This is a genomic window from Phreatobacter sp. GW821-FHT04C01 (assembly GCF_059420385.1).
The window spans coordinates 885,591-898,413 of record NZ_JBWKTP010000003.1 but is presented as its reverse complement, the minus strand read 5'-3'; the positions used below and the strand labels follow the sequence as shown (position 1 = coordinate 898,413).

General features: G+C 67.2%; 12 protein-coding genes. 11 read left to right on the top strand and 1 reads right to left on the bottom strand.

The window, feature by feature from the left end:
- Positions 1-251 precede the first annotated feature (251 nt).
- The 11 genes from AC07WJ_RS15965 (at position 252) to AC07WJ_RS15915 (ending at position 11,671) form a co-directional block, all read left to right on the top strand.
- Positions 252-1,811, top strand: coding sequence for an ABC transporter substrate-binding protein (locus tag AC07WJ_RS15965; RefSeq protein ID WP_494935563.1), 1,560 nt, complete (start codon positions 252-254; stop codon positions 1,809-1,811).
- A gap of 2 nt (positions 1,812-1,813) precedes the next feature.
- Entirely contained in the window at positions 1,814-2,833 is a 1,020-nt protein-coding gene (locus AC07WJ_RS15960; RefSeq protein ID WP_494935562.1) for an ABC transporter ATP-binding protein, read from the top strand.
- Positions 2,830-3,822 carry an ABC transporter ATP-binding protein gene (locus AC07WJ_RS15955; protein ID WP_494935561.1) on the top strand — a complete coding sequence of 331 codons (993 nt, stop codon included), beginning with the start codon at positions 2,830-2,832 and terminating at the stop codon, positions 3,820-3,822. Before AC07WJ_RS15960 ends, AC07WJ_RS15955 begins: the two co-directional genes overlap by 4 nt.
- A gap of 1 nt (position 3,823) precedes the next feature.
- The gene (locus tag AC07WJ_RS15950) at positions 3,824-4,762 is read left to right on the top strand and encodes an ABC transporter permease (RefSeq protein WP_494935560.1); all 939 of its coding nucleotides are present in this window, start codon (positions 3,824-3,826) and stop codon (positions 4,760-4,762) included.
- Positions 4,762-5,679 carry an ABC transporter permease gene (locus AC07WJ_RS15945; RefSeq protein WP_494935559.1) on the top strand — a complete coding sequence of 306 codons (918 nt, stop codon included), beginning with the start codon at positions 4,762-4,764 and terminating at the stop codon, positions 5,677-5,679. The genes AC07WJ_RS15950 and AC07WJ_RS15945 overlap by 1 nt, the downstream gene beginning before the upstream one ends.
- A gap of 43 nt (positions 5,680-5,722) precedes the next feature.
- Positions 5,723-6,643, top strand: coding sequence for a sugar phosphate isomerase/epimerase family protein (locus AC07WJ_RS15940; protein WP_494935558.1), 921 nt, complete (start codon positions 5,723-5,725; stop codon positions 6,641-6,643).
- Between the two features lie 290 nt (positions 6,644-6,933).
- Positions 6,934-7,701, top strand: coding sequence for an ABC transporter ATP-binding protein (locus tag AC07WJ_RS15935; protein ID WP_494935557.1), 768 nt, complete (start codon positions 6,934-6,936; stop codon positions 7,699-7,701).
- A complete protein-coding gene (locus AC07WJ_RS15930) occupies positions 7,694-8,437 on the top strand; it encodes an ABC transporter ATP-binding protein (protein WP_494935556.1) in 744 nt (247 codons plus the stop codon). Before AC07WJ_RS15935 ends, AC07WJ_RS15930 begins: the two co-directional genes overlap by 8 nt.
- A 43-nt stretch (positions 8,438-8,480) precedes the next feature.
- Positions 8,481-9,692 (top strand): ABC transporter substrate-binding protein, encoded by a 1,212-nt coding sequence (locus AC07WJ_RS15925; RefSeq protein WP_494935555.1) that lies wholly within the window; start codon positions 8,481-8,483, stop codon positions 9,690-9,692.
- Between the two features lie 93 nt (positions 9,693-9,785).
- Entirely contained in the window at positions 9,786-10,673 is an 888-nt protein-coding gene (locus AC07WJ_RS15920) for a branched-chain amino acid ABC transporter permease (protein ID WP_494935554.1), read from the top strand.
- The gene (locus AC07WJ_RS15915) at positions 10,673-11,671 is read left to right on the top strand and encodes a branched-chain amino acid ABC transporter permease (RefSeq protein ID WP_494935553.1); all 999 of its coding nucleotides are present in this window, start codon (positions 10,673-10,675) and stop codon (positions 11,669-11,671) included. Before AC07WJ_RS15920 ends, AC07WJ_RS15915 begins: the two co-directional genes overlap by 1 nt.
- A 48-nt stretch (positions 11,672-11,719) precedes the next feature.
- Here the strand turns inward: AC07WJ_RS15915 and AC07WJ_RS15910 are convergent, their stop codons facing one another.
- A complete protein-coding gene (locus AC07WJ_RS15910; RefSeq protein WP_494935552.1) occupies positions 11,720-12,700 on the bottom strand; it encodes a Bug family tripartite tricarboxylate transporter substrate binding protein in 981 nt (326 codons plus the stop codon).
- Positions 12,701-12,823: the final 123 nt, after the last annotated feature.

Below are 12,823 nucleotides of genomic sequence, written 5' to 3'. Positions count from 1 at the left end.
GGGACCTGAGGATTGTCATCGGACTGTCGCCCGCGCGTGACGCCCCTGACACGTTCAGGCGCTTTAGTCCGCGACACGTTGCGTGCCGGCGCGATGGCGCTCGCCCTCGTGGCGGCCCTTGTCGCATCCACCGCCGAACCAGACCTTAGACGGCTAAGAGACTGAAGGTCCGGCCGTTTTCTTATCCCTGTCACGGGCCGGAGGCATCATGCCGCCCGGCTCCTTTGCCCTGTACCGCCGAGACGGACATCATGACATCAGCGACGCGCCGGACTTTCACCAAGGGCCTCGCGGCATCGGCCGCATTCGCCGCCAGCAGTCTGCCGGTCATGGCTCAGCCCGCCCGCCGGCTCACCCTCGGCATCCAGGGCACGCCGCGGTCGCTGGAGCCGCTGCGCGAGTTCTCCAACGTGTCCTGGCGCATCGGCTACAACATCTTCGAAGGCCTGCTCGGCATCGACTACAAGAACGGCCTGGCGCTCGTGCCGGGTCTGGCCGAGAGCCACCGGCGGATTTCGCCGAGCGTCATGGAATTCACGCTGAAGGACGGCGTCCGGTTCCACGACGGCGAGATCATGACGTCAGAGGACGTCGCCTTCTCCTTCGGGCCCGAGCGCATGACCGGTGAAAAGGCGCCGGGCAAGGCGATCGCCAACGTCTTCGTCGGCACCATCGAAAAGGTCGAGGCGATCGACCGGCGCACCGTCCGGATCGCCACCCGCGTCACCGATCCGCTCCTGGAACAGCGGCTGGCCGGCTGGGGCGCCCAGGTCATCTCGAAAAAGGCCTTCCTCGCGGCCGCCAGTTTCGAGGCCTGGGAGCGCAGCCCGGTCGGCACCGGCCCGTTCCGGGTCAAGGAGTTCCGCATCGACGAGCGTTGCGTGCTGGAGGCCCATGCCGGCTATCACGGCGGCAAGCCGCCGGTCAGCGAGGTGCTGTTCCGCGTGCTGCCGGAACTCGCCGCGCGGATGAACGCGCTCGCCTCGGGCGAAGCCGATATCGTCACCGAAGTGTCGCTCGACCAGGTCCGCAACGTCGAGGCCATGGCCGATCGCCATGTGGTCGGCGGCCCGATCCTGAACTTCCGCGCCCTGGTCTTCGACAAGGCGCATCCGCAGCTCGCCGACCCGCGCATGCGCCGCGCGCTGTCCCATGCCATCGACCGCAAGGCGATCGTCGACAGCCTCTATGGCGGCCGCACCGTTGCTCGCGCGACGCAAATGCATCCGGCCTTCGGCCCGCTCTACGACCCCGCCCGCACCGGCACCGCCTTCGACCTGGATCGCGCCAAGAAGCTGATCGCCGAAGCCGGCTACAAGGGCGAGCCGATCCCCTACCGAACCCATGCCAGCTACTATACCCAGCAGGTCCAGACCGCCCAGATCCTGGTCGAGATGTGGCGCCAGGCCGGCATCAATGTCGACCTGCAGGTGCGCGAGAACTGGCAGCAGATCTTCGACACCTCGTCGCCGCGCGGCATTCGCGACTGGTCGAACTCGATCCTGTTCCAGGATCCGGTGGGATCGCTGACCCGGCTCTATGGGGCGGCCGGCTCGGTCCAGAACGTCAGCAAGGAATGGACCAACGCCCAGTTCAACGAGACCGCGGCGGTGCTCGAAACCAGCCTGGACCTCGACACCCGCAAGCGTGCCTTCGCCCGCCTGCTCGACATCTACGAGACCGAGGACCCGCCGGGCTGCGCGCTGCACGACCTCGTCATGTTCTACGCCAAGAAGCGTTCCGTGAACTGGACGCCCTATCCGGTCGAGAGCATGGATTTCGGTCCCGGCAACCTGACCCTGGGAGCCTGATCATGACATCTCCCCTGGTCAGCCTTTCCGGTCTCTCGGTCGATTTCGACCAGGGCGCCCGTCACGTCCGGGCGCTGCACGGCATCGACCTCACCATCCGGCGCGGCGAGGCGGTCGGCCTGGTCGGCGAATCCGGTTGCGGCAAGTCGATCACCTGGCTCGCCGCGCTGCGGCTGCTCGGGCCGCGCGCCCGCGTCGGCGGCCGCGTCGAGCTCGACGGCCAGAACCTGCTGGACCTGCCGGAGATCGCGCTTTCCCGCGTGCGCGGCAGCCGCATCGCCATGATCTTCCAGGATCCGGCCTCCTCGCTCAATCCGGTGCACCGGATCGGCGCGCAGATCGGCGAGGCCCTGAAGCTGCACAAGGGCCTGACCGGCGAGGCCGCCCGCGCCGAAGCCAAGCGGCTGATCGACCGGGTCCGCATTCCCGCCGCCGCGACCCGGCTCGACGCCTATCCGCATGAGCTTTCCGGCGGCATGAACCAGCGGGTGATGATCGCCATGGCGCTGGCCGGCGATCCCGACCTGCTGGTCGCCGACGAGCCGACCACCGCGCTCGACGCCACCATTCAGGCGCAGATCCTCGACCTGATCGACGAGATCCGCCGCGACAGCGGCATGGCCCTGGTGCTGATCTCGCACGACCTCGGCGTGGTCGCCGATCTCTGCGACCGGGTGGTGGTGATGTATGCCGGCCGCGTCGTCGAGGAAGCGCCGGTCGACGGCCTGTTCGACAATCCGGGCCATCCCTATACCCGCGGCCTGCTGGCCGCCCTGCCCGATCTCGACGGCCCGCGGCGGCGGCTCGCCGCCATTCCCGGCACCGTTCCGGCGCCGGGCAAGCTGCCGCACGGCTGCGCCTTCGCGCCGCGTTGCGCCTTCGCCGAGGCCGGCTGTTCGCAGGCCGTGCCGGCGCTCGCCGGTGCCGGCGATCATCGGGTCGCCTGCGCCGTCGACATCGCCCTGCCGATCGCCGAGCCCCTGGCCGAGCCGGTGCCGCAGCGGATCCTGGTCCCGGCATGACCGCGCTTCTGGAAGTCGAGGACCTCAGCCGGGCCTTCACCGTCCGGCTGGGCAATGGCCTGTTCGGCCGCAATGCCACGCTGAAGGCGGTGGATGGCGTGTCGTTCGAGGTCAGGGCCGGACGGACGCTGGGCGTCGTCGGCGAATCCGGCTGCGGCAAGTCGACCACCGCCAAGCTGGTGCTGGGGATGATCCCGGCGACCGCGGGCCGCATCCGCTTCGAGGGCGAACCGGTGGGCTCGGTGCACAATGCCGCCTGGCGCGCGCAGCGCCTGAAGATGCAGATGATCTACCAGGATCCGCTGGCTGCCCTCGACCGCCGGCTGACGCTCGCCGAGCAGATCGCCGAGCCCATGGCCATTCACGGCATCGGCGGCGGCAAGGCCGAGCGCCGGGAGAAAGTGCGCGACCTGATGGACGCGGTCGGCCTGCGTGTCGACATGGCGGAACGCTATCCGCACGAGATCTCCGGCGGCCAGCGACAGCGCGTCGTCATCGCCCGCGCGCTGTCGCTCGAACCGAAACTGCTGGTCTGCGACGAGCCGGTCTCGGCGCTCGACGTGTCGATCGCGGCCCAGGTGGTCAACCTGTTCCAGGACCTGCAGGAGCGCCTCGGTGTCGGTTATCTCTTCATCTCACATGACCTGAAAGTGGTGCGCCAGGTCAGCCACGAAGTGGCGGTGATGTATCTCGGCCGGATCGTCGAGCGCGGCACGCCCGACGCGTTGTTTCACCGGCCGGCCCATCCCTATACCCGCGCGCTGGTCGCGGCGGTGCCGACGCCGCGGCGCCGCAAGCAGCGCGAGCGGCTGATCCTGACCGGCGATCCGCCGAGCCCGGTCGACGTGCCGCGCGGCTGCGCCTTTCACCCGCGCTGCCCCTTCGCGATCAAGATCTGCGGCGAGGTCACCCCGACATTGCAGCCGGGCGACGACGGGCGGCTGGTCGCCTGCCACGTCGTCCACGGCGAACTGAAAGCAGCCGCCTGAGATGACCCGTTTCCTCCTGACCCGGCTGGCGCGCGCGGCGCTGACGCTGGTCTTCGTCGTCACCATCGCCTTCGTCATCCTCAGGATGTCCGGCGATCCGGCGCTGACCATCCTGACGCCGGACGCGCCGCCCGAGGCGATCACCGCCTTCCGCAAGGCCTGGGGCCTCGACCAGCCGCTCTGGGTCCAATATCTCGAATATTTCCGGGCGATCTTCGAAGGCAATCTCGGCCGTTCCATGCGCGACGGCCGCTCGGCGGTCGACATCGTCGCCGAGCGCGTGCCGCTGACGCTCGCCCTGACCATCCCGGCCTTCGCGCTGAAACTGCTGATCGGCATTCCCGCCGGCATCTATGCCGCGTTGCATCGCAACAGCTGGATCGACCGGGCGATCATGACGGTCTCGGTGATCGGCTTCACCGTGCCGAGCTTCGTGCTCGGCCTGATGCTGGCGCTGGTCTTCGCGGTCAAGCTCGGCTGGCTGCCCTCCGGCGGTTCGGACACCTGGCGTCACGCCGTCCTGCCGATCGCCACCTTGAGCCTGGTCGGCGCGGCCGTCATCGCCCGCTTCACCCGCTCCGCGATGCTGGAGGTGCTGGGCCAGCCCTATATCCGCACGGCGAGCGCCAAGGGCGTCACCTGGCGCGACGTCGTCACCAACCATGCCTTGCCCAATGCGGCGATCCCGACCATCACCATTGTCGGCTTCCTGGTCGGCTCGCTGGTCGCCGGCGCCGTGGTGGTCGAGAGCGTGTTTTCCTGGCCGGGCGTCGGCCGCCTGCTGATCGCATCCGTCGCCAATCGCGACCTGGCCGTCGTGCAATGCATCCTGCTGCTGGTCGGCGTCACCATGGTGACCGCCAACCTGATCGTCGATCTCGCCTATGGCTGGGTCGACCCACGGCTGAGGACCGCCTCGGCCAAGACGGGAGGCGGCTGATGGACGCCCGCACGCCCGAAGACCTGCTGCGCAACGCCGAGGCGGCGACCGGCGCGGCGGTCGCCGACAAGGGCCGGCTCGCCCATGTCCTCGAACGCTTCCCTCCCGTCGTGCTCCTGGCGCTCGCCTGGATCGCGCTGATGGCGCTGACCGCGCTGTTCGCCGATGTCCTGCAGCCCTATGACTTCAAGGCGCTCGACCTGCGCGGCCGGCTCAACCCGCCCGTGTTCATGGACGGCGGCTCGTGGCGCCATCTGCTCGGCTCCGACGAACTCGGCCGCGACGTTCTGGCGCGCCTGATCGTCTCGATCCGGCTGAGCCTGTCGCTCGCCTTCATGGCCACCATCATCTCGGCGGTCCTGGGCGTCTCGCTCGGCTTCCTCGCCGCCTATTTCCGCGGCCGGATCGAGCAGCTGATCCTGATGATCATCGACGCCCAGGCCTCCATGCCGTTCATGATCATCGCGCTGGCGGTGCTCGCCTTCTTCGGCAATTCGCTGGTGCTGTTCACCGTGCTGATGGGCTTCCACGGCTGGGAGCGCATCGCCCGGATCGCCCGCGGCCTGGCCATTGCCGCCAACGAGCACGGCTATGCCACCGCGGTGCGCGACCTCGGCGCCTCGCCCTGGCGCATCTACGGCCGGCACATCCTGCCGAACATCGCCTCGACGCTGATCGTGTCGATGACGCTGACCTTCCCGGAAGTGATCCTGCTCGAATCCGGGCTGTCGTTCCTGGGCCTCGGCGTGCAGCCGCCTCTGACCTCGCTCGGCAACATGGTCGGCTACGGCCGCGAATATATCCAGACCGCGCCGTGGATCCTGATCGCGCCCTGCTCGGTCATCGTGCTGACCACGCTGTCGGTGTCGATCCTCGGCGACTGGCTGCGCGACCGGCTCGACCCGACGCTCAAATAGCCCTTCGTCCCAACCGGCATCCGCCCAGAAAAGGACCACGACCATGACTGAGAAAACGCTCGGCATCGGCCTGTCGATCGATGTGAAGGACCCGAACTTCAAGGATATCGGCGGCGCCATCGAGGATGCCCGCCAGCTCGGCGCCAATTTCGTCGAACTGCCGCTGCACAAGCTCGACATCGTGGTCGGCGCCAAGATCCTCAGGGAGCGCCTCGCCGACCTGAAGGAGCGCATCAACAATCGCGGCGTCGCCTATACGCTGCACGGCCATCTGGGCATCAACCTGATGGAAGACCAGCACCTCATCGGGCTGCACAAGGACGTGCTGAAGGCCAATCTCGAGATCGCCCAGGCGCTCGGCGCGGTGCACCTGATCATCCATTCCGGCTTCTGCCGGCCGCAGCAGGGCAGCGCCGTCGAGCTCGCCTATGACCGGCAGCGCGACATCCTCGCGAGCCTCGGCCCGCAGGCCGAAGCCGCCGACGTCGTGGTCTGCGTCGAGAACATCTTCACCTATGATTTCGGCCGTCACACCGCTCTGCCGTCGCGGCTCGCCGCCGAGCTCGCGCTGATCGACCACCCGTTCATTCAGGCGACCTTCGATTTCAGCCACGGCTACCAGCATTGCGGCCAGGTCGGCGTCGATTTCGTCACCGAGGCCAGGGCCCTGACGCCGTTCTCAAAGCACCTGCACCTGCATGACAGCTTCGGCCGGCCGAAGGATTTCTGGACCTATTCGCAGACCGAGGATCTCGCCTTCGGCGCCGGCGACCTGCACCTGCCGATGGGCTGGGGCTCGATTCCCTGGGATCGCATCGCCGCCGAATGCAGCTTCCCCGACGGCGTGGTCGGCGATATCGAACTGCAATATCGCTACTGGTCGGAAGCCAGCAGCACGGTCGAAACCGCCAAGGCCTTCTGCGCCAGGCTCGGCGCCGCCGAACTGGCCGTGGCCGCGGAATAGCCCTCGGGCTGCCGCCGTTCCGGCCTCACCCGCGAGGCCGGAGCCCGAGCACTTGCGCGTGATGTCGCCGCGTCACGCGGGGGTCCGGACCGGCGGCCCCGGGTGCATGCCGTTCCCGGACATATCGCGCCAGCCGCCGCCGGAACTGGATTCATGCCTCCGGGCCGGTGCGCCGGCCCGGAGGCAAATCTTTTCGCAGGGGGCCGAAAAGGGGACGAAGCTCATGTTGACTGCCGTCTGTCGCCATGCAGCAATGGCAGGAGAGCAATGCACAAAAAAGAACAGATTGCATGGTGGAAGCGCGCGACGACAACATCCTGGTGACGGAGGGTCTGACCAAGGACTTCAAGGGTTTTACCGCGGTCAGCGAGGTCGACCTCGCGGTCAAGCGTGGTTCGATCCACGCGCTGATCGGCCCGAACGGCGCAGGCAAGACCACCTGCTTCAACCTCCTGACCAAGTTCCTGACCCCGTCCCGCGGGCGCATCACCTATAACGGCCGCGACATCACCGCCTCCAAACCGGCGGATATCGCGCGGCTCGGCCTGGTCCGCTCGTTTCAGATCTCGGCGGTGTTTCCGCATCTGACCGTCATCGAAAACGTCCGCATCGCGCTGCAGCGCAAGCGCGGCGATTCGTTCGATTTCTGGACCTCGGAACGGGTGCTCGGCACGCTCGACGCCGAGGCGCTGCGGCTGGTCGAGGCGGTCGGCCTCACCGATTTCGCCGAGGCCACCGCCGGTGAGCTCGCCTATGGCCGCAAACGCGCGCTGGAGATCGCCACGACGCTCGCGCTCGATCCCGAAATGCTGCTGCTCGACGAACCCATGGCCGGCATGGGCCATGAGGACGTCGCCCGCATCGCCCAGCTGATCCGCAAGATCTCGGCCAACCGGACCATCCTGATGGTCGAGCACAACCTGTCGGTCGTTGCCGAGCTGTCCGACCGGATTACCGTGCTCGCCCGTGGGCGGATCCTGGCCGAAGGAGACTATGCCACCGTGTCCAAGGACCCGCGCGTCATCGAAGCCTATATCGGGGGTGTCGGTCATGGTTGACACGAGCACCGCACGCGTCGCGCCGTCGACCGCCGCCCAGCCGATGCTGGCGGTGCGCGACCTCCATGGCTGGTATGGCGAGTCCCATGTTCTGCACGGCGTCAGCTTCGATGTCGCGGAAGGCGAGGTGGTGACCCTGCTCGGCCGCAACGGCGCCGGCAAGACCACCACGATGAAATCGATCATCGGCATCCTGCAGAAGCGCAAGGGTTCGATCCTGTTCAAGGGCGAGGAGACGATCCGTCATCCCTCGCGCAGCATCGCCCGGCTCGGCATCGGCTACGTGCCGGAGGAACGCGGCATCTATTCGACCCTGTCGGTGGAAGAGAACCTGCTCTTGCCGCCGCAGGTCCGGCCGGGCGGATTGTCGCTCGAGCAGATCTACGAGCTGTTTCCCAATATCCGCGAGCGCCTGACCAGCCAGGGCACCAAATTGTCCGGCGGCGAACAGCAGATGCTGGCGATCGGCCGGATCCTCAGGACCGGCGCCAAGCTGTTGCTGCTCGACGAGCCGACCGAGGGGCTGGCCCCGGTCATCGTCGAACAGATCGGCCGCACCATCGCGCGGCTCAAGCGCGACGGTTTCACCATCATCCTGGTCGAACAGAATTTCCGGTTCGCCCAGACCGTGGCAGACCGCCATTATGTGGTGGAGCAAGGCCGCGTCGTGGATATGATCCCGAACGCGGACATGGACCGCAACATCGCCAAGCTGCACGCTCACCTGGGCGTCTAGGCGCAAAAGCAACAAGAACCAACTGAACCCGGAGGACCCCACGATGGATCGACGCTCTTTGCTCGCCGGCGCGCTCGCGACCGGCTTCTCCATGAAGGCCATGGCGCAGGCGCAGCAGCCGGTGCCGATCAAGATCGGCGTGCTCAACGACCGGTCCGGCCTCTATGCCGATCTCAGCGGCGAAGGCTCGGTGCTCGCCGCCCGGATGGCGGTCGAGGATTTCGGCGCGGCCGCCAAGGGCCTGAAGGTCGAGATCATCTCGGCCGACCACCAGAACAAGCCCGATGTCGGCGCCAATATCGCGCGGCAATGGTACGACAATGACGGCGTCGACATGATCGCCGACGTGCCGACCTCGTCGGTGGCCCTGGCGGTCAACCAGATCACCCGCGAAAAAAACAAGATCATGATCAATTCGGGCGCCGCGTCGTCCGATCTGACCGGCGCGCAATGCTCGCCCAATACGGTCCATTGGACCTATGACACCTATGCGCTGGCCCAGGGCACCGGCGGCGCCATGGTGAAGGCCGGCGGCGACACCTGGTTCTTCCTGACCGCCGACTATGCTTTCGGCCATGCGCTGGAGCGCGACACCGGCGCGGTGGTACAGAAGGCCGGCGGCCGCGTCATCGGCGCGGTGCGCACGCCCTTCCCGGGCACCGACTTCTCGTCCTTCCTGCTGCAGGCGCAAGCCTCCAAGGCCAAGGTCATCGGCCTCGCCAATGCCGGCGGCGATACGATCAACTCGATCAAGCAGGCCGCCGAATTCGGCATTACCCAGGGCGGCCAGAAACTCGCCGGCCTGCTCGTCTTCATCACCGACGTCCATGCGCTCGGCCTGCAGACGGCCCAGGGCCTGGTGCTGACCGAGTCGTTCTACTGGGACCTGAACGACGACACCCGCGCCTGGTCGAAGCGCTTCGGCGCTCAGCGCGGCGGCAATATGCCGACCATGGTGCAGGCCGGCGTCTATTCCGGCGTGCTGCACTACCTGAAGGCGGCTGCCGCGACGAAATCGCGCGAGACCGCCGGCAACATGGCCTGGATGAAGGCCAATGCCACCGACGACCCGCTGTTCGGCAAGGGCAGCATCCGGCAGGACGGCCGCAAGATGCATCCGGTCCACCTGTTCGAGGTGAAGAAGCCGGGCGAGTCGAAGGGCGCCTGGGACTACTACAAGCTGATCTCGACCTTGCCGGCCGAGCAGGCCTTCCGCCCGCTCACCGAAGGCGGCTGCCCGCTGGTGCGCGCCTGACCTGATCACAGCCCGCTGATCACGCATCACCGACCTTGCATCCTGGGAGCGCCGGCCACCGGCGCTCCCGTCACTCACCAGGATCGTCGCCTCATGTTCGAGCTTATCGGCGTGCCGCCCCAGGCCCTGTTCGGGCAACTCTTGCTCGGCCTGATCAACGGCTCGTTCTATGCCATTCTGAGCCTTGGCCTCGCCGTTATCTTCGGGCTTCTGAACATCATCAACTTCACCCATGGCGCGCAATATATGATGGGCGCCTTCATTTCATGGATGCTGCTCAACTGGCTGGGCGTCGGCTACTGGTGGGCCCTGATCCTGGCGCCGATCATCGCGGGTGCCGTCGGCGTCGTCATCGAGCGGCTGCTGCTGGCGAGGCTGTACAATCTCGACCATCTCTACGGCCTGCTGCTGACCTTCGGCCTGGCGCTGATCATCCAGGGGCTGTTCCGCAACAATTTCGGCTCGTCCGGCCTGCCCTACCAGATCCCGCCGGCGCTCACCGGCGGCCATAATCTCGGCTTCATGTTCCTGCCGAACTACCGGGCCTGGGTGGTCGCGGCCTCGCTGGTCGTCTGCCTCGTGACCTGGTTCGTCATCGAGAAGACCAAGCTCGGCTCCTATCTGCGCGCGGCGACCGAGAACCCGGCCTTGACCGAAGCCTTCGGCATCAACGTGCCGCGGCTGATCACGCTGACCTACGGTTTCGGCGTGGCGCTCGCCGCCTTTGCCGGCGTGCTCGCGGCGCCGATCTACTCGGTCAACCCGAACATGGGCGCCGACCTGATCATCGTGGTCTTCGCCGTGGTGGTGATCGGCGGCATGGGATCGATCCTCGGCTCGATCATTACCGGCTTCGGCCTCGGCGTCGTCGAGGGCCTGACCAAGGTGTTCTACCCGGAAGCCTCCGCCACCGTGATCTTCATCATCATGGTCATCGTATTGCTCGTGAAACCAGCCGGATTGTTCGGGAGGACCGCCTGATGGCCGATACCGCCGCCTATGGGCCCGTTCCGACCGACGTCACCGCCGCCGGAGCCAAGGGCACGTCCGCACTGCACCGGGCGATCTTCATCGCGCTGGCGGTGGGTCTCGCGGTGCTGCCCTTCATTCCGGTGATCGGCTATCCGTTCTTCCTGATGAAGGTGCTGTGCTTCGCGCTGTTCGCCTGCGCCTTCAACCTGCTGCTCGGCTATGGCGGGCTCCTGTCCTTCGGCCATGCCGCCTATTTCGGCCTGGCGAGCTATGTCTCGGCCTATACCGCCAAATATTGGGGCCTGACGCCGGAGCTGGCGATCCTGCTCGGCACCGGCGCCAGCGCCGTGCTGGGGACGGCTTTCGGGGCGCTGGCGATCCGCCGCCAGGGCATCTATTTCGCCATGATCACACTGGCGCTGGCGCAAATGGTGTTCTTCTTCTCGCTGCAGACACCGCGCTTCACCGGCGGCGAAGACGGCATCCAGGCGGTGCCGCGCCACAATCTGTTCGGCCTGATCCCGATCGAGAGCGACCGCGCCTGCTATTACCTGGTCGCGGTGATTTTCTTCGGCGGCATCCTGGCGATCTACCGCATCATCCACTCGCCCTTCGGGCAGGTGCTGAAGGCCATTCGCGACAACGAGCCGCGCGCCATCTCGCTCGGCTATCGCGCCAACCAGTACAAGCTGGCGGTCTTCGTGCTGTCGGCGTCGCTCGCCGGCCTTGCCGGTTCGACCAAAGCGGTCGCCGTGCAGCTGGCATCGCTCACCGACGTGCACTGGTCGATGTCGGGCGAGGTCGTGCTGATGACGCTGGTCGGCGGCATGGGCACGGTGTTCGGGCCGATCATCGGCGCCGTGGTGATCATTTCGATGCAGAACTTCCTGGCGTCCCTCGGCGCCTGGGTCACCGTCGTCCAGGGCATCATCTTCGTGGTCTGCGTGCTGCTGTTCCGCGAAGGCATCGTCGGCGTCATCAGCAAGGTGCTGCGCCGGCCGCTGTGAGGGCCAGCGCATTGGCGGGGCGGGCCCACGGCCCGCCCGCGGCCAAGCTCAATCCAGCGTGATCCTGTTGGATGTAATGGTCTCCGCCCAGCGCGTGCGCTCCTCGGCGACGAACCGCGCGATCTCCTCCGGCGTCTGCGGCTTCAGCACGATGAAGCCGAAGGGCTCCAGCGCCTTGCGCAGGGTTTCGTCGGCCAGCGCCTTGGCGACGCCGGCGGCAAGCCGGGCGGCGACCGCGTCCGGGACCTGGCGCGGCGCGGCAAGCCCGAACCAGACGGACGCGCGATAGCCGGGATAGCCACTCTCGGCGACCGTCGGCACGTCGGGCAGCTGGGCGAGGCGTTCAGGCGTGGTCACGGCGAGAGCCCTGAGATTGCCGGCCTGGATATGCGGCAGCGAGCTCGAGATCGTGTCGAACATCACCTGCACCTGGCCGGAGACCAGGTCGGTCAGGGCCGGCGCGCTGCCACGATAGGGCACATGGGTCATGCGCACGCCCGAGGCCATCTTGAACCGCTCGGCGGCCAGATGCAGCGGATTGCCGATGCCGACGGAGGCATAGTTCAGCCGGTCGCCGTGGGCCCGCCCATAGGTGACGAATTCGGCCAGCGTCTTCGCCGGCACCGAGGGATGGACGACGACGACCAGCGGCACTTCGGCGAGCAGGCTGATCAGGCGCAGGTCCCTGTCGGGATTATAGGAGAGCCGGCTGTAGAGCAGCGGATTGAGCACCATATTGGCGCCGCTCGCCAGGAACAGCGTATGGCCGTCCGGCTCGGAGCGGCTGACCGCCTCGGCGCCCAGGCTGGTATTGGCGCCCGGCCGGTTCTCGATGACCCATTGCTGGCCGAGATCCCGGCCGAGGATGTCACCGAGGCCACGCGCCAGCTGGTCGCTGGCACCGCCGGCGGCATAAGGCACGACGAAGCGGATCGGCCGTGTCGGATAGTCGGCGGCAAGCGCCGGCACGCCGGCCCCCAGCAGGCCGAGCGCCAGGCCCAGAAGCCGCCCCTTGAAGCGAGATGCCATGAATGTTTCTCCCTGGAATTCTTGTTTGTCGAGGTTGTGATCGAGGTCTAGGTGGGTCGAGCCGAATCGGGGCGTTGCATCGGGGACAGGCCGTGCTGCCGGCGCTTCAATTCGAGACGATCG